Origin of the sequence: Nonomuraea maheshkhaliensis, from assembly GCF_039529435.1 — a bacterium.
In the GTDB taxonomy this organism is placed as follows: Bacteria; Actinomycetota; Actinomycetes; order Streptosporangiales; family Streptosporangiaceae; genus Nonomuraea; species Nonomuraea maheshkhaliensis.
Map to the genome: position 1 here is coordinate 22,120 of NZ_BAAAMU010000004.1, position 19,806 is coordinate 41,925.

The 19,806-nt window shown below is 71.8% G+C and carries 18 protein-coding genes; 6 read left to right on the forward strand and 12 right to left on the reverse strand.

Annotated features, from left to right (window positions below; all coding sequences use genetic code 11):
• Positions 1 to 207: 207 nt before the first annotated feature.
• Complete coding sequence (locus ABFX54_RS04170) at positions 208 to 3,024, forward strand: helix-turn-helix transcriptional regulator (protein WP_346101542.1); 2,817 nt, start codon at positions 208 to 210, stop codon at positions 3,022 to 3,024.
• 18 nt (positions 3,025 to 3,042) lie between these two features.
• Here the strand turns inward: ABFX54_RS04170 and ABFX54_RS04175 are convergent, their stop codons facing one another.
• Together ABFX54_RS04175 and ABFX54_RS04180 are read right to left on the reverse strand one after the other, a co-directional pair.
• Positions 3,043 to 3,291: a response regulator transcription factor gene (locus tag ABFX54_RS04175; protein ID WP_346101543.1), complete on the reverse strand. Its 249-nt coding sequence runs from the start codon at positions 3,289 to 3,291 to the stop codon at positions 3,043 to 3,045.
• A 142-nt stretch (positions 3,292 to 3,433) separates the two neighbouring features.
• The gene (locus ABFX54_RS04180; protein WP_346101544.1) at positions 3,434 to 3,721 is read right to left on the reverse strand and encodes a hypothetical protein; all 288 of its coding nucleotides are present in this window, start codon (positions 3,719 to 3,721) and stop codon (positions 3,434 to 3,436) included.
• Between the two features lie 129 nt (positions 3,722 to 3,850).
• On the opposite strand from ABFX54_RS04180, the gene ABFX54_RS04185 reads away from it, so the two are divergent.
• The 5 genes from ABFX54_RS04185 to ABFX54_RS04205 all read left to right on the forward strand — a co-directional run bounded on the left by ABFX54_RS04185 (position 3,851) and on the right by ABFX54_RS04205 (position 7,396).
• Complete coding sequence (locus ABFX54_RS04185) at positions 3,851 to 4,039, forward strand: hypothetical protein (protein WP_346101545.1); 189 nt, start codon at positions 3,851 to 3,853, stop codon at positions 4,037 to 4,039.
• A 244-nt stretch (positions 4,040 to 4,283) separates the two neighbouring features.
• Positions 4,284 to 5,888 (forward strand): N-acyl-D-amino-acid deacylase family protein, encoded by a 1,605-nt coding sequence (locus tag ABFX54_RS04190; protein ID WP_346101546.1) that lies wholly within the window; start codon positions 4,284 to 4,286, stop codon positions 5,886 to 5,888.
• Positions 5,889 to 6,021: 133 nt separating this feature from the next.
• Positions 6,022 to 6,462: a hypothetical protein gene (locus ABFX54_RS04195; protein ID WP_346101547.1), complete on the forward strand. Its 441-nt coding sequence runs from the start codon at positions 6,022 to 6,024 to the stop codon at positions 6,460 to 6,462.
• A 29-nt stretch (positions 6,463 to 6,491) separates the two neighbouring features.
• Complete coding sequence (locus tag ABFX54_RS04200) at positions 6,492 to 6,875, forward strand: hypothetical protein (protein ID WP_346101548.1); 384 nt, start codon at positions 6,492 to 6,494, stop codon at positions 6,873 to 6,875.
• Positions 6,876 to 7,081: 206 nt separating this feature from the next.
• The gene (locus tag ABFX54_RS04205) at positions 7,082 to 7,396 is read left to right on the forward strand and encodes a hypothetical protein (protein WP_346101549.1); all 315 of its coding nucleotides are present in this window, start codon (positions 7,082 to 7,084) and stop codon (positions 7,394 to 7,396) included.
• Positions 7,397 to 7,514: 118 nt separating this feature from the next.
• Here the strand turns inward: ABFX54_RS04205 and ABFX54_RS04210 are convergent, their stop codons facing one another.
• From ABFX54_RS04210 to ABFX54_RS04255, 10 genes are all read right to left on the reverse strand, one after another.
• Entirely contained in the window at positions 7,515 to 9,848 is a 2,334-nt protein-coding gene (locus tag ABFX54_RS04210) for a hydantoinase B/oxoprolinase family protein (RefSeq protein ID WP_346101550.1), read from the reverse strand.
• Positions 9,849 to 9,859: 11 nt separating this feature from the next.
• The gene (locus ABFX54_RS04215) at positions 9,860 to 11,962 is read right to left on the reverse strand and encodes a hydantoinase/oxoprolinase family protein (RefSeq protein ID WP_346101551.1); all 2,103 of its coding nucleotides are present in this window, start codon (positions 11,960 to 11,962) and stop codon (positions 9,860 to 9,862) included.
• A 21-nt stretch (positions 11,963 to 11,983) separates the two neighbouring features.
• A complete protein-coding gene (locus ABFX54_RS04220; RefSeq protein ID WP_346101552.1) occupies positions 11,984 to 13,612 on the reverse strand; it encodes an FAD-dependent monooxygenase in 1,629 nt (542 codons plus the stop codon).
• On the reverse strand, positions 13,609 to 14,382 hold the full coding sequence (locus ABFX54_RS04225) for an alpha/beta fold hydrolase (RefSeq protein WP_346101553.1): 774 nt from the start codon (positions 14,380 to 14,382) through the stop codon (positions 13,609 to 13,611). Before ABFX54_RS04225 ends, ABFX54_RS04220 begins: the two co-directional genes overlap by 4 nt.
• Positions 14,379 to 15,731 (reverse strand): MFS transporter, encoded by a 1,353-nt coding sequence (locus ABFX54_RS04230; RefSeq protein WP_346101554.1) that lies wholly within the window; start codon positions 15,729 to 15,731, stop codon positions 14,379 to 14,381. Before ABFX54_RS04230 ends, ABFX54_RS04225 begins: the two co-directional genes overlap by 4 nt.
• A 229-nt stretch (positions 15,732 to 15,960) precedes the next feature.
• Complete coding sequence (locus ABFX54_RS04235) at positions 15,961 to 16,827, reverse strand: VOC family protein (protein ID WP_346101555.1); 867 nt, start codon at positions 16,825 to 16,827, stop codon at positions 15,961 to 15,963.
• A gap of 6 nt (positions 16,828 to 16,833) precedes the next feature.
• Positions 16,834 to 17,649 carry an alpha/beta fold hydrolase gene (locus tag ABFX54_RS04240; protein ID WP_346101556.1) on the reverse strand — a complete coding sequence of 272 codons (816 nt, stop codon included), beginning with the start codon at positions 17,647 to 17,649 and terminating at the stop codon, positions 16,834 to 16,836.
• A gap of 89 nt (positions 17,650 to 17,738) precedes the next feature.
• On the reverse strand, positions 17,739 to 18,395 hold the full coding sequence (locus ABFX54_RS04245; RefSeq protein WP_346101557.1) for a TetR/AcrR family transcriptional regulator: 657 nt from the start codon (positions 18,393 to 18,395) through the stop codon (positions 17,739 to 17,741).
• Between the two features lie 110 nt (positions 18,396 to 18,505).
• Complete coding sequence (locus ABFX54_RS04250; RefSeq protein WP_346101558.1) at positions 18,506 to 18,934, reverse strand: organic hydroperoxide resistance protein; 429 nt, start codon at positions 18,932 to 18,934, stop codon at positions 18,506 to 18,508.
• Positions 18,935 to 19,032: 98 nt separating this feature from the next.
• Entirely contained in the window at positions 19,033 to 19,782 is a 750-nt protein-coding gene (locus tag ABFX54_RS04255; protein ID WP_346101559.1) for an IclR family transcriptional regulator, read from the reverse strand.
• Positions 19,783 to 19,806: the final 24 nt, after the last annotated feature.

Below are 19,806 nucleotides of genomic sequence, written 5' to 3' on the forward strand. Positions count from 1 at the left end.
ATCCTCCGTTGGATGGGTGGGGTGCCGGAGAACGCCTCCGCCCGACCATCGTGCGCGGCGGCGGCGGATCATCGGTATCCGTCAGATGACTGCACCCGATGTGACTGTCCGCGCTGGATGTGGCCGCCTCGTCGCTGCCGGCACTCGCTCGCGGCAGGATGGCGGCGGGTTGGTGGTGGGGGGCGGGCTCGGACGAGGAGGTGGGTGATGGCGGGTGAACGTGCGCACGGACGTGCGGCGGGTCTCCCCGCCGCCGGTGAGCCGGCGATCATCGGGCGGGACGCCGAGGTCGAACGGCTCGCCCGGCTCGTCCGGGTCGGGGCGGGCGTGCCGCGCAACGGCGACCTGCGCGAAGCCGGCGTGTCGCGTGGCGGCGTTCTGATCGTCGTCGGTGAGCCGGGGGCGGGCAAGAGCACGCTGCTGGACGACGCCGCCCGCCGCGCCGCTCATGCGGGTCACCATGTGCTGCGCGCGACCGGCCGCGAGTCGGAGCGGGATCTCGCCTTCGCCGGGCTCCACCAGCTCCTGCGGCCCGTACTGGACCAGGCGGACGCGCTGCCCGAGCGGCAGCGCCGGGCCCTGCTGGGGGCGTTCGGCTTCGAGGACGCTCCCGACGTACAAGACGTACAAGACGCACCCGAGCCCCTGCTGACAGGACTAGCGGTCCTGACCCTGCTGTCCCGGCTGGCCGGCCAGGCACCCGTGCTGCTCGTGGTCGACGACGCCCACTGGATCGACCCCGCCTCCGCCGGCGTGCTGTCCTTCGTGGCCTGGCGCCTGGACGACGACCCGGTCACCCTGCTCCTCGCCGTACGCGACGACGAGCCGCTCGCCGAGTTCGAGCACACGTTCCCGGCGATCACGCTGCCCCCGCTCGACGACGCGGCGGCCCGCCGGCTGCTCGGCCTGCGCGCGCCGGAACTGCCGGCCGGGATCCGCGACCGGGTGCTCACCGAGGCCGCCGGCAACCCGCTGGCGCTGCTGGAGCTGGCGAAGGCCGCCCAGTCCCGCGATCCCGGCGACCACGATCCTGGCCCGTTGCCGGTCGGCGAGCGGCTGGCGGCCGGCTACGCCGCCCAGGTGGCGGAACTGCCCGAAGCCTGCCGCCGTACGCTGCTGCTGCTCGCGGCCGCCGTCGTGGCGGCTCCCCCCGACGCGGTCCTCGCGTTGCTGCCCGACGCCGGCGACAACGCGTGGATCACCCTCGAACGGGCGGGGCTGATCACGCGGGCCGGCCGGTGGGCGCGGTTCCGCCATCCGCTGATCCGTTCCGCGGTCTACCAGTCCGCGCCCTTCGACGCCCGCTCGCAGGCCCATCGCGCGCTCGCCGACATCCTCGGCGACGAACCGGACCGCCGCGCCTGGCATCTCGCGGCCGCCACGCCGTACCCGGACGCGGAGGTGTCGGCCGCCCTGGAACGTACGGCGGACCGGGCCCGTCGCAGGGGCGGCTACGCGGCGGCGGCGAAGGCGCTGGCCCGCGCCGCGGAGCTGAGCCCCGTGCCCGGCGACGGCACGCGGCTGCTGGTCGAGGCGGCCGGCCTGGCCGTGCTCACCGGCCGGCTGGCCTGGGTGGAGGAGCTGGCCGAACGGGTGCGCGCCCGTACCGACGACCCCGCCGTACTGGCCGCCGCGACCCTGCGTGTCGGACGGCTGACGGCGCTGAGCCGGCGGCACAACGCCGTGTTCGCCGAGCTGATCGGGATCGCCGGCGAGCCGGCGGTCACGGACCCGGCGACCGCGCTGGGCGCGCTGGTCGCCGCCGCCGTGCTGCGCTTCTACTCCGGCGACGAGTCCCAGCGGCGCGAGATCGACCGGATCCTGCCGCGCCTGCCCGCCGACCCGCTGCGTGAGTGGGTGCGGATGGTGGCGGACCCGTTCGGCGCCGGACGCCGGCTCGTCCCCCGGCTGCCGGACATGATCATCGCGGCCAGAGACCATCCGGAACGGCTGACCGCGCTCGCCGTCGCCGCCTGGATCATGGACGAGACCGCGCTGGCCGTACGGACGTTCGACGAGGCGGTGCGGTCATGGCGGGCCAGGGGACCGATCCCCGACGGGATGGGCGGCGTGGCGGCGCTCGCCTATTTCGAGTACGGCCGCTGGGCGCAGGCGCGGGAGGTGTGCGCCGACATCGGCGCGCTGGCCGCCGGGAAGCTCGATCACGCGGCGGCGTGCGTGCTCGCCGCCGACGCCATGGTGCTGGCCGCCCAGGGCGACACGGCCGAGGCCCGCACCCTCGCCGAACGGGCGTTGCGCCTGGTCGATCCGCTGGAGAGCCGGTCGGTCGCCGTGAACGCCCGCCGCGCCACTGCTGCCGCCGCCGCGGCCGAAGGTGACTACGAGAGCGCGTACGAGCAGTACCGGACGCTCTTCGACCGCGACGGAGATCCCGTCCATTACCACGCCTCCTACCCGGCGCTGCCGGAGCTCGCCGCGGCGGCGGCCCGTACCGGCCGGCACACCGAGGCGGCCGAGATCGTCGAACGTTCGGCCCGCGTGCTGGCCGAGGGAGGATCCGCCCGCCTGCGTGCCCTCGTCGAACGCAGCCGTGCGCTGCTGGCCGGCCCGGAGCAGGCCGAGCGCGCTTTCCTGGCCGCGCTGGCGGAGCCGGCGCTGGAACACCGGCCCTTCGAGCAGGCCCAGACGCGGCTGGAGTACGCCGAATGGCTGCGGCGACGGCGCCGCATCGCCGAGGCGCGACCGCACCTCGCCGCGGCGCACGACGTCTTCGCCCGGCTGGACGCGCGCCCGTGGGCCGAACGCGCACGGGCCGAACTGCGGGCCGCCGGTACGGAGGTCACCGTGCCGGACGCAGCGGGCCTGGCCGAACTCTCCCCGCAGCAGCGTCAGATCGTCCGGCTCGCCGCCCGCGGGCTGACCAATCGCGAGATCGGGGAGCGGCTCTTCCTCTCGCCACGGACTGTCGGCTCGCACCTTTACCGCGTGTTCCCCAAACTGGGCGTCACCACCCGCGCCCAGCTACGCGACGTGGTGGACGCGGGCGGCGTACCGCGGAATTGACGGGTCTGACCATCCACCTCAGAGGACGGCGTTGGGCAGGTAGTGCTCGCCGAGGACGTGCGGCACGAGCCGGCCCCGGCTCCGTACGCCGACCTCGGCGGAGAGAGACTTGAGGTGGTCCTGCACCGTACTGGCGGAGATGTGCAGCTCAGCGGCGATCCCGGCGGACGGCACGCCCGCGATCATCCGCTGCAGCACCTCCCGCTCACGCGGGTTGAGGGCGTAGGCGAGCAGCCAGAACCCACGGCCAGACGATCCTCGGCCCACCCCTCGCCACCGACGACACAATACCCGCCGCCTACCTCGACTGATGGTGTCGAGCCGCCATACGAGAGCGGTGCCGAGACCGCTCCACCGTCGCGCTGTCGCCGGCAGCCGCCTAGTCCGGCGACTCGTACGGGTCGCTCCTCTACCTGACGTCGCGACGCAGGCGCTCCGCACTGTTCTCGGGCTCCGGCACCAGCTCTTCACCGCTGCGCCGGCGTTCACGCCGAGCCCGCGCCGCCTCCTCGCGCAACGCCCGTTCGCGGCTCCACTCCTGCCACGCGGCGTTCACCTGCCAGTCACGCCTTCTGCCCCTTGGCCGGCGCAGACGCCTCGCACTTCGCCTGCGCGCCGCCCGCAGCAACTCCCCCAGCACGACGCAGAACACCGCTACGGGCAGCATCATCAACAGCGCGATGTCTCCCCATCGCATGAGTATCACCCCGCGACAACGGCCCATGATCTGACGTACTGTGACCAAGTAAATCCCGAGCGTTCCCAACAGCGCAACCAAGAACGACGCGCCATCGCCATGGGACCGATCGCAAACAGTGAGGGATGCATGCGGCCAATCGTGGCTCTCTCCAACCCAGACCTGGCCGGAGCGGACACCGGGGAGCTCCTTCACTGTGCCCGCGCCCGCCGTTCGTGGAAGTCCACCGCTCTGGCCTGGAGCGACCCGGAGATCGCCCGCGACCTCGCCGGCCCGTTCGACGGCAGCGGCGGCCAGTCCGTCGACGGCCCCGAGTGAGCGGCCGCGGCGAAAGAGATCCGCCGACCTACCGGACGGATCGTACGAGCAGCCAGCGCCAAAGTCCGGCTCGCTGGGCAGAGGGCGCCGGAACCGCGATATCCGTCCCTCCTCTTCGCGCGACAGACCCCTCCGCGAAGCCGGATGCCGGGCCGGGTGCTTTGTCGGTGGCCACCAAAGGTCGGTGCCGGGTTCAGCGGATCCGATGAACTGCTGGACGGTGTCGTCGTCGCAGGATGCTGGTATGACGACGACCTTGGTGATCAGCGGTGGCACGGTTCATGACGGCAGCGGCGGCCCCGGCCGGGTGGCCGACGTTCTGGTCGAGGGTGACCGGATCACCGCCGTAAGCCCCGGTGTGGGCGAACTCGACGGCGTGCCGGTGCTCGACGCGACCGGGCTGGTGGTCGCGCCTGGCTTCGTGAACGTGCTCAGCCACGCGTACTTCACCCTGGAGAAGGACGGCCGCGGCCTGTCCGACCTCTACCAGGGCGTCACCACGCAGGTCTTCGGCGAGGGCACCTCGATCGGGCCGCACACCCCTGAGGTGCGGGCGGAGCTCGAAGCGGGCAACGCGCCGGACGATCCGCCGCTGGTGTGGGACCGGCTGTCGGAGTTCCTCGCCCATCTCGAAGGCAAGGGGGTCGCGCAGAACGTGGCGAGTTTCGTCGGCGCGCACAACCTGCGCATGATCGGGGCGGGCTCCGATGACCGGCCGATGACCGCGGCCGAGCTCTCCCGTGTCCGCGGCGTGCTGGACGAGGAGCTGGCCGACGGTGCCCTCGGGATCGGGTCGGCGCTCATCTACCCGCCGGGCTGTTTCGCCTCCACGGACGAGCTGGTCGCGCTCTGCGAGGTCGTCGCCCGGTACGGCGGCACGTACGTCTCGCACCTGCGCAGCGAGGGCGATCACTTCCTGGACGCCGTGGACGAGCTGATCACGATCGGCCGCCGAGCCGGGGTGCACGCGGAGATCTATCACCTCAAGGCCGCGGGACGGCACAACTGGCCGAAGATGGCGCGGGCCGTCGAGCGCGTCGAGGCCGCCCGGGCGGCGGGGCAGCCGGTGACCGCCGACGTCTACCCCTATCTCGCCGGGCAGACCCAGCTCGGCTCCTCGATCCCGCCGGACTTCCACGAAGGCGGCCACGAAGCTCTCGCGGCCCGGCTGGCCGATCCGGCCGAACGGGCCCGCATCCGTGCGGCCGTGACGACCCCCTCGGAGCGCTGGGAGAACCTCTACCTGGCCGCGGGCGGCGCGGACGGCGTCATGCTGCTTCCCGACCCGAACGGGCCGGCGGTCGAGTATCGCGGGCTCAGTCTGCGGCAGGCGGCCGACCAGCACGGCATCGACCCGGTGGAGATGCTGCTGCGGCTGGTCGAGCTGGAGCCGACGCTGCACGCCATGTACTTCATGATGAGCGAGGAGACGCTGCGCACCGCGCTGCGCAACCCGTGGGTGTCCGTCGGTTCCGACGCGCCGACCTTCGCCACCGAGGCGCCGTACGCCGACGTGCCCACCCATCCCCGGGCGTACGGGACGTTCGCCCGCATTCTCGGCCGGTACGTACGCGAGCAGTCCCTGCTCACCCTCGGCGAGGCGGTGCGCCGGATGACCAGCCTGCCGGCGGGCAACCTCGGCCTGCGGGATCGCGGGCTGCTCGCGCCGGGCAAGTACGCCGACATCGTGGTGTTCGACCCGGAGACAGTGGGCGACCACGCGACCTACGAGGAGCCGCACCGGTACGCGACCGGGGTCCGGCACGTGGTGGTCAACGGGCGTCCCGCGCTCGCGGACGGCGTACCCACCGGGCAGCTCTCCGGCCGCGCCCTGCGGCGCGGGCGCTGACGATCTGCTGTTCCGAAGAGCCTGACGACCTGCTGTTCCGAAGAGCGCTGTTTCAGGCGGTGCCGTTCGTGTACGTTCGCGGAAGATCGCGGGGAATCTCGCGGCGTACGAGTCGCGCTCCGGGAGGAAACGCATGCACGCACGGCCGCGAATGCTCCTCGCTGTTCTGCTGGGCGTCGCGATCGCGTCCGCCGGGTGCGGTCTGAGCGGCGACGGCGGCGTTTCAACAACGGCTGCATGTATTGACACGGCAGCGAAAGAAACCGCGGAGCTCAGAAGCGCTGTGGAAGGATTGCTGCCGCCCGAGGTGACCCGGACCATGACCGAGAACAATGGCTGCGATGCGGGCTCCAGCGATGCGTACCCTCTCTTCGAAGCGGGTCGCGCCGTGCCGGGGTATCAGTTGCTGGAGCCGTTCCGCGAGAACGAGTGGGAGGTGCGGGACGCGCCTACCGACGATTGTTCCTACTGTGTCGCGGGCGTCAGCAAGGCGCATGCCGGGCGGACGGTGGAGGTCTGGGTTCATGACCGGTCGAGCACCTCGCCCATGGAAGTCGAGGTGCAATCCCGCTGAGCGACAATCACTGGGAAGCCGTTTATGCCGTGCCGCCGCTCGACGAACTGGAGCGTCGCGACGAGTCAGTCGTTTTCGGATGGATCAGCCGTCACTTTCCGGCCCACGGGTCCAAGATCGCCTGGGGGCGCGTCGAAGGCAGGCATGCGCACTGGAGAATCGCCGACGACCAGCGACCGGCCGCCAGGGCGGCGGCAGAGGTGCGGCGGCGCTTGCGGCCCGGCTCCGTGGTCGAACACGTCGGCGACTCGCTCTCGCCTTATGGCGTGTGCTTCACCGATGAGAACGCCCTTGCGGTCCTGGCCGCGCTGCTCGAAATACCGGAGCACCACTATTTCCTCGCCGAGGACCGATCGTGGATCGTGGTCGTCACCATGGAGGGGGATCTGGACGCGTTGGACCGACCGCGATAGGTGACCCCGCGGCCCTCGTATGGGATGATCACTCGGGCTTATGCGCTCCACCCGCCCAATGGCTTTGCCCGCGTTGTCGTCGTGAGCGGAGGAAACGGTTGTGGGAATGGCGGACGGGCGGTGCGGAGAAGGCAGACGGTGCGGTGGCCTGGAGCGGTGCTGCTGGTTACGGTCATCTTCGTAGGCGGATACTCGAACGTGAATATGTGGACGTCCTGTCAACGCTGACGCCCCCGGGAGAGGTCCCTTATCTTGCGGACACGGTGCAGTTGGCGGCCCTGCGACTGTTCATTGTCGCGGGGATCGGGTTGTTGTCCCGGTTCACGTCCTACCGGCTGCGTGATTCGCTGCTGGGTCTCATTCCGCTCTATGGCGAGATCCTGCTCATCAAGCTGTGCTGGCGGGCGGTGATCTTTCCCTTTGGGGACTGGGAGCCGCGGGAGAGTGAGCGCGACGGGCTTGAGGCCACGTCCGGCCAGGCAGGGGTCTGGCCGCGACGACGGAGTGAGCAACCGGGCTGAAGGACCATGGCTGAGCGGCCCGTGCCGCGGCATGGTGATGCGCGAACAGCTGGGCCGCTCAGACCTGATCAGTGGTGGCGGGCCGGCGCCTCCGCTCCCGAACCATACGCGGCCGGGCTCACGTCCAGCTCCGGTACTCGTCGGCGGGCAGAGGATGATCGACCGGGACGACACGCGAGTGCACCGCCGTCAGGCAGCCGGGGCAGAACAGTTGCCGGAAGACGACCTCCGCGTCCACGTACTCCCCGGGGTCGGGCCAGATGTGCGGGCCCGCCTCCGACACGGGCGCGTCGCGGCGGGCCAGGCCCGTGACGAACGCGCCGCCCGCCAGGGGCCCGATCCACGTGCCGCAGTGGACGCAGACCACTGTTCCGCCGTCCGGAGAAGGGGACGGTGACTCCACGACGGCGAGGTTGTCGTCGAGGCGGCGGGCCGTGGTCAGATCGGGCGCGCCGATCGGGGTGAGCCGCGTGCCGGACAGGCCGGCGTCGGACGCGCGGCGGTGCCGCAGCTTCGAGCGGGTCTCGTCGGTCGCGGCCGGGTCCACCTCGCCGTCCTCGTCGAGCACGACGCCGTAGACGTCCCGAGCCGCCCGCACCGAGACGCGGGCCTGGCGCACGTCCTCCCCGACCTGCCCAGCGGGCCGCAGCAGCGGGTCGCCGTAGCCGCCGCCCGCCTGCCAGTGCAGGTAGAGGGCGTCTCCGACGCCGAGGGTCGACTCCCCTTCGCAGGGCAGCACCTCGGTCCGGCCGCCGAGTTCGTCCAGGCCGGCGGGGATGGTGGCCGTCCGGGCGAGCTGGGGCGTGTCGATGCCGCGTACGACCAGGTCGAGCTGGGAGTTGCCCGGGTAGCCGCCGGCCAGGCCGACGTTCTGGTTCGCGACCTTGCCGGTGCCGGAGACGACCAGCGACATCGTTCCCGTCTGGGCAGGATGCTGGACGTAACAGACCGAGCCGCTCATCCCGCCCCGCTGCCGGCCCGGCCCGCCGGAGTCGGTCTGCTCGCGGCGCCACAGGGCGACGAGGGGATAGAGGTACTCGGTCATCTCGACGTCAGGGGCCCGGGCGGAGGGGATGATGAGCCGGCCGCCGGTGTCGACGCCGTCGTAGTGCACCTGGGCTCCGTAGCCGCCGGCCATGACGTCGAAGACGGGCGAGACGAAGCCCTTGGCGCCGCCGCCGCGCTCGTCGACGCCGGAGACGACGCACAGGTCCGTGGTGCCGTTGCAGATCGACTGTACGTCGCCACGATGGCCGGGTTCGGCGTCCAGCATCCTGGCCAGCACCTCGGCGACCAGGTTGCCCGCTCCCCACGCCGGCCCGAACGGCCCCTTGCCGACCGCGGCCGGGAAGGACGCGTTGGTGATCGTGTCCTCGTCGGTGATGATCTCGAAGCAGCGCATCAGCCCACCGGCCGCCCACGGGATGTCCCCGGCCAGCAGGGGCAGCATGGTGAAGACGATCCCGGCTCGCAGTCCCGGGTACGGGCAGTTGATGATTCCGGTCTGCCCGGCGGTGCCGCGGAAGTCGAAGACGAGCCGGTCGGCCTCCTTGGTCATCGCGACCTTGATCGCGTGCAGGCCGCGGTCGCCGGTCTGCGACTGTTCCTGGTAGCCGACCGCGGTCCAGGTGCCGTCGGGCAGGGTTTCCAGCTTGGCCCGCAGCCGGCGTTCGGCGTCGTCCATCATCCGGCGCATGACGATCTTGACGGTGTCGGCGCCGTACTTGGCGATGAGCCGCAGGATCTGCTCGGCCGCGTTCTTGTTGGCGGCGATCTTGGCCCGGAGGTCGAGACCCACCAGGTGCGGCAGCCGCGAGCGCCGGACCCAGGCGTCGGCAACGTCCCGTTGCAGCACCCCACCGCGCACGACCTTCAGCGGCGGCGTCGGGACGGCCTCGCCGAACACGTCCTGCGCGGACGGGCTGAACGAGCCGGGCCGGGGCCCGCCCAGGTCCACCTGGTGCGCGATGGCGGTGGTCCAGCCGAACAGCTTGCCCTCGTGGAAGATCGGCGCCAGGATCGCGGCGTCGTTCTGGTGCAGCCCGCCGCCGATCCACGGGTCGTTGCAGAGGAACATGTCGCCGTCGGCGATGCCGGGGTTGTCGCTGCGGTTGCGCAGCGTCCAGACGATGGCCAGGTCCATCGAGCCGATCAGGCCGATGTTGTACGTGCCCACCTGCACCTGCTCGCCGAGCTCGTCGCAGATGGAGAAGTTGAAGTCGTTGGACTCGGTGACGACGTGCGAGCCCGACATCCGCCGCAGGGTCTCGCCCATCTCCTGGGTGATGGCCCAGAGCCGGTGCCGGACGACCTCGTAGGTGAGGGCGTCCACCTGATCGTCAAGAGCGTCGACCTGGTGCAAGGCGAGCGCCGGCGAGATCTGCCGCAGCAGCTCGGCGCGGGGAAGGGGCCTGCTGGTGAACTCGTCCGCCCCGGGGATCCTTGATGCCATGGAACGTGTCCTCACTGGTAGCTCAGCACGAGGTTGCCGAGGCGGTCGACGCGGCCGGTGACGCCGGCGGGGACGACGACCACGGTGGTCGGCACGTCGACGATTGCCGGGCCGACGAGCTCGTGGCCCGCGCGCAGGCGGGCGTAGTCGTAGACGGGAGTGGCCACGTAGCCGAGCTGCGAGTCGAGGCAGACGGAACGTTCCTCGACGAGCGCGGCGGAGGGGTCGGGGCCGTCGGCCGCGGGGATCTCCGGCAGCCCGACGGGGAAGCCGAGCCCGGCCTTGGCGCGCACGCGGTAGGTGATCGCCTGCACGCCGGCCTCGCGGTAACCGGCGCCGCTGCCGTTGATGCGCTCGTACTGCCTCTCGAAGCGTTCGAGGATCTCCTCGCCGGTGCGCTCGGTGAACAACGCGTCGGGGACGGCCGTGGCGAGTTCGGTGACCTGCATCGAGTAGCGCAGATCGACCTCGCGCTGCAGCGTCACCTCATGAAATTTCACCTTCTGCTGGTCGAGGCCGCGCTGCAGGTCGGCCTCCAGCCGGGCGAAGTGCGACTCCAGCACCGCGTGATGCACGGGGAACGACGACGGGTCGGACAGCTCGGCGCTCAGCACGACGTCCGAGGCGGCCAGCCCGTACGCGGAGAAGGCGGATGCGACCGGGCCGAGCGGCACGACGACCTCGCTGACGCCCAGGTCCTGGCAGTAGCCGGCGCAGTGGGCCGGCCCAGCTCCGCCGAAGGCGTAGACGACGAAGTCGCGGGGGTCGTGTCCCGCCTGCACGACGGCCCGGCGCAGCAGGTCTCCGGCCTGCGCGTTCTGCACCTCGTGGATGGCGATGGCGGCCTCCTCGACGGTGAGGCCGAGCGGCTCGGCCACGTGCTCGCGGATCGCCTCGCGCGCCAGGTCCAGCCGCAGCGGCTTGCGCCCGCCGAGCAGCCCGCGCTCGCCCAGGATGCCGAGCACCAGGTTGGCGTCGGTGTTCGTGGGCCGGGTGCCGCCGTTGCCGTAGCAGGCGGGCCCGGGGACGGCCTCCGCGCTCCGCGGGCCGAGCCGCAGGTTGCCGCCCTCGTCCACGGACGCGAGCGCGCCGCCACCCGAGCCGATGGTGTGCACCCGGATCGTCGCCGCGTTGATCGGGAACTGGTTCACGATCGAGCCGGGCGCCATGACCGGCTCCCCGTCCACGATCAGCCCGGCCAGGAACGTCGTGCCGCCGACGTCGGTGGTGATGACGTTGCGGTGCCCGAGCTGCTCGGCCAGGCGCATGCCGCCGACGACGCCGCCGGACAGGACGGAGCCGACCGTGGTGATGGCGTGCTCGGGCGCCCGGTCGGCGGTGATGGTGCCGCCCTCGCTCTGCATGACCAGCAGCGGCCCCTTGAGCCCGCGCTCCTCCAACTGCTTCTGCAGCGGCAGCAGGTACGTGCGCAGCCGCGGCCCCACCTGGGCGTTCATGATCGTCGTCGAGGTCCTGGCGAACTCGCGGATGCGCGGGCTGACCTCGGAGGAGAGCGTGACGTACATGTCGGGGGCGATCTCGTGGATCAGCTCGCGGACCCGCTGCTCGTGGGCGCCGTTCTTGAACGACCACAGCAGGCAGACGGCGATGGCCTCGACCCCCTGCGCCACCAGGGTGCGGGTGACCTGGCGGACCTCGTCCTCGTCCAGCGGCACCAGGACCGTTCCCGCGTAGTCGATCCGCTCGGTCACTTCGAGCGCCCGGTACTTCGGGATCAGCGGCGCGGGCTTGCGCTGCCGCAGCGTGTCCTGGATCTCGTGGGCCGAGCGGCCGAGCGTGCGGCCCTCGGCGTTCATGATGTAGATCGCGTCCCTGTGTCCCTTGGTGGCGATGAGCCCGACGTCGGCCACCTGCCCCTGGACCAGGGCGTTGATCGACGCCGTGGTGCCGTGGGCGATGTAGTCGGTCTGCGACAGGAGCTCGCCGACGCCGATGCCCAGCTCGCCGGCGAGGTCCTCGATCGCGCGCATGACGCCGACCTCGCGGTTCGGCGGGGTCGTCGGCGTCTTGGCCGACACGATGCGGCCGGCCCCGTCGGAGGCGACGGCGTCGGTGAACGTGCCGCCCACATCGATGCCCAGTGCGTATGGCATGTGCGTTTCTCCTGGTGATCTTTACCGCTGGTGGGCGATGACGCGCCCGGTGACCGTGTGCAGGAGCTCGCGGGGGCGGGCGCCCGCGCCGCCCATCCAGGCGACGTGCTGGTCAGGGCGTACGAGCAGCAGTGCGGTGGGATAGCGCTCGGGGTGGTCGCCGGGCAGGTCGGCCACGGTGAGGGGGATCCCGAGGTCCCCAGCGGCCTCCGTCCAGGGGATGACGTCGATCGCTGGGTCGGTGCGCAGCAGGGTGAAGCAGGGCCCGAGCACGTCGAGCGCCGAGCGGCCGTCGGCTAGCCAGACGTGCGGCAGCCGGAACCCGGGCCTGGCCCGCTCCTGGTAGTCGCCCATGGTGATGGCCGCCTGCTCCTCCCCGCCGGCCACGAGGGGCGAGCCGGCGTAGTGGTAGCCGAAGCTGAAGCCGTCGGGCGAGTACCGGTGCGGCTCGGTGATCGCGAGCCGCTCGGCCAGCTCGGCGCGGGCCTTCTCGCCTTCGGGGCCCGGCAGGTGGATGTCCGGCGAGACGTCCGCGAACGACTTGCGCGCCGCCGCCCCCACGGCGCCGGCGAACTGCTCCCCCACGGGCTTGCGCTCCAGCTCGTACGCGCTCAGCAGCGCGGGCGGCGCCCACCCGTGATGCACGGCGGCCAGCATCCAGCCCAGGGTGGCCGCGTCCTGGATGCCGGCGTTCATGCCGAACCCGCCGACGGGGATCCAGATGTGGGCGGCGTCGCCGGCCAGGAACACCCGGCCGTCCTGGTAGCGCTGGGCGACCAGCTTGCGTCCGGTCCAGCGCACGACGCCGAGCACCTCGTGCTCGACCGGGCCGCCCGCGGCCTCCTCCAGTAACCGCTGGGAGTCCTCGGCCTCGGTGTCGTGATCGGGCGGGAAGGCGGCGTGGTTGAGCCAGAGCTCGCCGCCGTCGATGGCGATCAGCGCGGCGGGTCGGCGGCCGTAGGTCCAGTACGTCCACGCCCGGTCCTTGGCCGCCAGCCGGCCCAGTTCGGGCGAGCGGACGAAGGTGGACACGAACCGCTGGATGGCGTCGACGCCCTCGTACCGGATGCCGAGCGCGCGCCGGACGGCGCTGTGGGCCCCGTCGCAGCCGATCACGTACGCGTGGCGGAGGGTGCGGCGGGTGCCGCCGGACTCCACCACCGCCTCCACGTGGTCGTCGTCCTGCCGCAGCTCCACCAGCCGGGTGCCCCGGTCGAGGGTGATCAAAGGGTGCCGGCTCGCGTGCCGTTCCAGGATGGGCTCGAGGAACAGCTGCGAGATGCGGTGCTGCGGCTCCGGCGTGGGCCAGCCGTCCCGGCCGGCACCGGCCAGCACGTCGCCGGCCGACGGCAGGTCGATGCGGAAGATCTGCTCGCCGCGCAGGCTCGTCCGGTACTGGATCGAGGTCGGATAGTCCTCCGGCAGTCCGGCCCGGCGGATGTCGTCGGCCAGCCCGAGCCGCCGGAAGATCTCCATCGACCGGGCGGAGGTGGTGTTGCACCGGGGGTTGACGCTCCGCTCCTCCGTGGCCTCCACGACGTGGCACGGCACGCCGCGCCTGGCGAGGTCGATCGCGAGGGTCAGACCGGTGGGTCCGGCGCCGACGACGAGGACGGCCGGCTCATCGGGGGTGGTGGGTTGCGGTGTCATGCGCTCAGGAACTCCCCTACCAGGGTGCAGAACTCATCCGGCCGGTCGACGTGGATCCAGTGCCCCGCCCCCGTCACCACCTCAAGGCGGCCGTGGGGCAAGGCTGCGGCGAGCCGCTCGGAGACCTCCACCGGTTGGACCCGGTCCCGCTCCCCGTGCAGGGCGAGGACCGGGGTGGCGATAGTACCGGCATCGACGGGCGGCGGACCGCCCGCGACCTCGGCGAACATCGATCGGAAGGCCGCCTCGGCGCCGGGGCGCAGGGCCTGCTCCAGCCGTAGGCCGGCCAGGTCGTCGAGGAGGTCGCGGTGCGCGTTCTCGTCGGCGACCAGGCGGGCGAGGGTGGCGCGCATGGACGCCTTCGTCGGCTCGTCGTAGAAGGGGACGGTACGCGGCAACGGTCCCGTGCCCGCGCCGCCCATGAGCACCGCCCGCCCGACCCGGTCGGGCGCCGCGGCGAGGAGGGCGAGGGCCGCCGCGCCGCCGGCGGCCGAGTTGCCGACGACGTGCACGCGGTCAAGGCCATGGTGGTCGAGCAGGGCGAGGACCTGCCGGGCGCGGGCGTCCGCCCACGCCGCCGGCCCCAGGAGGCCGGCCGTCCCGTCGCCGGTGACCTGCGTGCCGAAGCCGAGCAGGTCGGGCGCGAGGCAGCGGAACCCGGCCGAGAGCCTGGTCCGCACCGCCACCCAGTTGCTCGCCGCGTCCACCCCCGGCCCGCCGCCGTGCAGCAGCACGAGAACGGGTCGCGCGCCCGCCTGCTCCGTCATCATGCTTCGGCCACCGCCGCCCTGGGCTCGGGCGTAGCGTCCTCGGTCGTACGCCGGAACCGGGTGAGCAGGAACACGGCGGCGGCTCCGATCAGGCCCGGGATCGCGAAGACCTGGAACATCGATCCCGGGGTCCAGCCGGCCTCCAGCAGGAATCCGGCGATCAGCGGCGCCAGCACGGCGCCGAGCCGGCTCACCGCGACGGCCAGACCGAGCGCCGTCGCACGGGACTCGGCCGGGTAGAGGCTCGGCACGATGACGTTGATCCCGGACACCGAGCCGTTCAGGAACAGCCCGACCAGCACCGCCACGACCAGCGCGGTGGCCAGCGTGCCGAGCGAGAACGAGAAGAGGATGAGCATGAGCGCGCCGGCCACGAAGTACGCCGCCGTCAGCCGGCGCGGCTCGAACCGGGAGGCCAGCACGCCCAGCAGGATCGCGCCCGTGACGCCGCCGAGGCTGAACAGCACGCCGCCGCTGATGCCCTGCTGGTTGGACATGCCCGCCTTCAGCAACAGGCTGGGCGTCCACGAGCTGCCGAAGTAGAAGACCAGCTGCGCGATGGTGAACGCCACCCAGACCAGCACGGTCCTGACCGCGTTGCTGCCGCGGAACAACGACTCCAGCGCCACCTTGCCCGACCCCGACCCCGACGGGGACGCGGGGGCCGGCAGGGTCTCGACGGGGGCGCGTCCCATCGACACCATGAGCCGGTTGAACCGCTCCAGCGCGTTGGCGGGGCGGCGGGCGACGAGGTAGTCCATCGACTCGGGCAGGTAACGCAGGCCGACCAGGAAGAGGGCGGCGGTGACGACGCTGCCGAAGACGAAGACCGAGCGCCAGCCGTACGAGCCGATCAGCAGGCCGGCCGCGACGCCGGCGATGACCGAGCCGAGGCCGTACCCGGTGGTGATCAGTGCGACGACCAGCCCTCTACGCCGGTTGTTCGCGAATTCGGAGGTGAGCACCGGCAGGCTGGCGGCCATCGCCCCGACCGCCGCGCCGGTCACCAGGCGGCTGGCGAGAAGCTGGTTGAAGTCCTGGGTGAGGGCCGCGGCGAGCATGCCGGCCGAGGCCAGGGCGAGACAGATGAGGGTGAGCCGGCGGCGGCCGATGCGGTCGGCGAGCGGCGCCAGGAAGAGCGCGCCGATGGCCATGCCGGCCAGCCCGCCGCTCAGCAGGACGCCCACGCCGGAGGAGGACAGGCCCCACTCGCGGGTGATCGTCGGCCCGACGTAGGAGGTCACCAGGAGATCGAACCCGTCCACCAGGTTGATCACGAGGCACAGCGCGACCGCCCTGATCTGGGCGGGACTCATCGGTGAGTTCTTGACCTGCTCGAGAACGTTCAAGGGAAACCTCGCTTGGTTGCGCGATGGTCGAAAAGCCCCCGAGGAAGCCTGGACCGGCGCCCATGAGGGCGCCGCAGGCTATGGATGTAGCGTTCGCTCTACAACTGTGGGGGTGCGCCGGCGGTGCCGAGGGCGTCAGGGGCGCCCGTGCCCACCGGCGGGGATGAGCGTCAGGCCGCGTCGCGGTCAGCGGTGTGGACGGCTCGCTCGGTGAGCGGGGCCGGCCGGGTCACGACTTCGGTGCGGCGAAGGGGTTGGCGTCGGCGTGGTGGTGTCCCCAGACGTCCGGGCGGCCGAAGTCGTGCGGGACCCAGTCCTCGCCCACCTCGATGCCCGCGCAGCCGATCTCCAGGTGGAAGCCGCTGGGGTTGCGTACGTAGAAGGAGATCGCCTTGTCGTTCATGTGCCGGCCGAGGCTGATGGAGATCGGGACGTCGTTCCCCTTGGCCCGGTCGTAGGCCCGGCCGACGTCGTCGATCGAACCGTGCTCGAACTCCAGGTGATGGATGGACGCCGTCTCCGCGCCGGCCAGGGCGATGCTGTGGTGGGTGCGGTTGCAGCGGAAGAAGAACAGGCCGGGGGCGCGGTAGTCGGTCAGCTTGAACTCCAGCACCGACTCGTACAGCTCGCGCAGCTCCTGAAGCTTGGGGCTGGCCAGGACGAAGTGCCCCAGACCGGTCGTGCCGGGACCGCCGGGCGGGCGGGCGGCGGCGATGCGTACCTTGGCCTCACCGACCGCGAGCTCCACGCGGTAGCCGACCGGGTCGGTGAACCAGCGCAGGTGGGTGGCGCCGCGCAGCTCCCTCTCCTCCGCGGTGCCCTCCGCGACGGGGAAGCCGGCGTCCGTGAGCCGCCGGGTGAGCCGGTCGAGCTCGCCCGGCGTGTCGACGATCCAGCCCAGCTCGCGCGGGCTGTCCTCGGCGGACGGATAGAGGGCCACGCGGTATTTGAACTCGTCGAGCTCGGCCAGGGCGACCTCGTCGGTGCCGGACTTGGCGAGGGTGACGCCGATCCCCAGAGTACGGCCGAGCAGGTCGGTCCACGCCTCGACGTCGGTGACGTTGAGGCCGACGTAGCCCAGCTTCCTGATACCCACGGTGTGTCATCCCTCCGATGCGGCGGCTGCTCCGCCCTGCAGAAACTCGCGGACGATGTGGTTGAACTCGGGCGCGCGCTCGTACTGGACCCAGTGCCGGCAGTGCGGCAGCACGCGCAGCTCCGCGTCCGGGATCCCGTCGAGGATCTTGGGCGCCCAGGTCAGGGGGACGGTCTGGTCCTCCCTGCCCCACACGAGCAGCGTGGGGGCGGCGATGAGGCCCAGGTCGTGGGTCAGGTCGCCGAAGTTCGGGGGAATCGGCAGCTCGGGGTGGGCGCGCAGGCTCGCCTCGTAGCGCTCGTCGATGAGCTTCTCGGTCGCGAGGCTCTCGTCGTAGACCATGAGCCGGACGAACTCGGCCATGGCCTCGCGTGACGGCTTGGCCGCGGCCATGTAGGCGAAGAGGCGGTCCAGGCCGACGGGCCAGGGCGGCGCGTCCGCGGGGAGGACTCCGCCCGGCGCCATGAGAACGAGCCGGTCCACGCGCTCCGGGTGGAGCATCGCGATCCGCATCGCCACGGCGCCGCCGTAGGAGTTGCCGACCAGGTGGGCCCGCTCGATCCCCAGCGCCGTCATGGCCCGGCACACCCGTTCCGCGGCGTGGAAGATCAGCGGCTCGTCCAGCTCGGGCCGCGGGGTGTCTCCCCAGCCCGGCAGGTCGATCACGATGTTGCGGTAGTCGTCGAAGGCGGGCAGGTTGCCGCCGAAGTTGCTCATGCCGGTGGCGCCCGGCCCTGAGCCGTGCAGCCACACGACCGGGGCGCCGGCGCCGGCCTCGGTGTAGGCCAGGCGCAGGTCACCGACATCTAGTGTGCTCGTCACTCCGCCGCCTCCCAGCTGGTGTATGTAGCGTTCACTATACAAATTTCGGCAGTGTTATCAAGAGTGACTTCGATGCGGATTTCCTGAGGTCAGGCCTCGCTGTCGTCGAAGAGCCGCTGCGCGCCGTCGCGGTGCTCCGCGAGGCCGCGGACCAGCGCGACGAACGGGGTGACCTGCGAGCTGTAGGACATCTCGTCGAAGCTGTTGGTCACCGACAGACCGTCGGTCAGGGCGCGGCCGAGGACGGCCAGCCGCTGGACGAGGGCCTCGGCGGCCTCGCCGCCCTCGGGCGCGAAGATGGGCGTGAGCGCGTCGACCCAGGACGCGTGGGCGTAGTCGCGGATGCGGCGCACGGTCTTGCGCACCACCTCCGCGTCCTTCTGCGGCCCGACGCTGATCGCGACGAGCAGCCGGAGGTAGTCGGGCCGCCGGTCGAGCGAGCGGCACGCGGCCGAGAACCACGCTTCGAGCCGCTCCAGCGGCGCGAGGTCGTCGAACGAGGACGGATTGGGAAACAGCGCGTGCAGCTCGTCGAAGGTGCGCTCAAGGAGCGCCGCGAGGACGCCGAGCTTGTTGCCGAAGTGGTAGTAGATCGAGCTGGGCGGCAGCCCCGACTGTGCGCACAGGTCGGAGATGGCCATGCCGTCGTAGCCTTTTTCGCCGATGAGGGTGCGCGCCGCGTTCAAGATGACCTCGCGGCTGCTCAGACCGGCAGCGGCCGGCGCGGAGCCGGAATCCCTGACCATGCGGCCATGATAGATCCGCTCGGACGGCGGCACCCAAACGATGATCACAGAGCGCGGGGTGGAGCCGGTGGCCGGGCCGAAGGGGTCCGCAACGGCCCGGCCACCGGGGTTCAGGCGACGGTCGCGTCCAGGGTGACCGGGATGTTGCCGCGCGTCGCGTTGGAGTAGGGGCACATCGCGTGGGCGCCGTCGACGAGCGCGTCCGCCGTTGCCTGGTCCACGCCGGACAGCTCGACGTGCAGGGCGGCGCTGAGCGTGAACCCGCCCTCCGGGGCCGGGAGCACCTGCACCTCGGCGATGACCGCCGAGTCGGTGATCGGCGTCTTCCGCTGCGCGGCCACGGCCTTGAGCGCCGAGTGGAAGCAGGAGGCCCAGCCCGCCGCGAACAGCTGCTCCGGGTTGGTCGCGCCGCCGGGGCCGCCCATCTCCTTCGGGATGGCCAGGGTGACGTCGAGCAGGCCGTCGTCGGTCCGCGCGGTTCCTCCCGCCCTGCCGTCACCGGTGGAGGTGGCGATGCCGGTGTAAAGGGGTTGGCTCATGTCGCGGTTCCTTCCTTGCAAGACCGAACGTTCTCCCTCCAAACATCATGACGGCCGGCCGCCCGGACGTCAAGACCGAACGTTCTACCTTTTGGAAATCAGCTCCGGCGCAGCGTGCGGGACAGCCCGAGCGCGGCCGTACGCACCGCCGGGGCGAGGTGGGCCGGCCGGAAGTGCTCGCGCGGCACCGCCACCGACAGCGCCGCGACGGGCTCGCCCGCACCGGCGAACACCGGCGCGGCGATGCAGCTGATCCCGAGCGCCGCCTCCTGCTCCTCGTACGCGAGCCCGGACACCTGGGTCTGCTCCAGCGCCGTACGCAGCCGGAACGGATCGGTGACCGAGTACGGAGTCAGCCGCGGCAGCGGCGCGGCCAGGATCGCGTCCGCCAGCTCAGGCCCGGAGAACGCGAGCAGGGCCTTGCCGATCGCGGTGCACGTGAGCGGCAGCCGGCCGCCGATCCGGGACGGCAGGGGGACGGCGTCGTGACCGTGGATGCGTTCCAGGTAGACGACGTCACGATCGTCGCGGATCCCGAAGTGCACGGTCTGGCGGGTGCTCTCGAACAGGTCCTGGAGGAACGGCAGCGCGCTCTCGCGCAGGTCGTGCCGGCGCGGGACGAGCGAGCCCAGCTCGAACAGCGTGCCGCCGAGCCGGTAGCGCTCCCCGTCGCGCTCCAGCAGGCCGAGCCGGACGAGGTCGCCGATCAGGCGGAAAGCCGTGGTCTTGGCCAGCCCTGCCCTGGCGGCGAGTTCCGTCAGGCGGAACGAGCCGCCGTCCGGGCGGTAGACGTCCAGGATGGACATGGCCTTGTCCAGCATGTTCACAGGTGGGCTGTTCTGTTGCACGGAACGAACTTTGGCACACGCCCG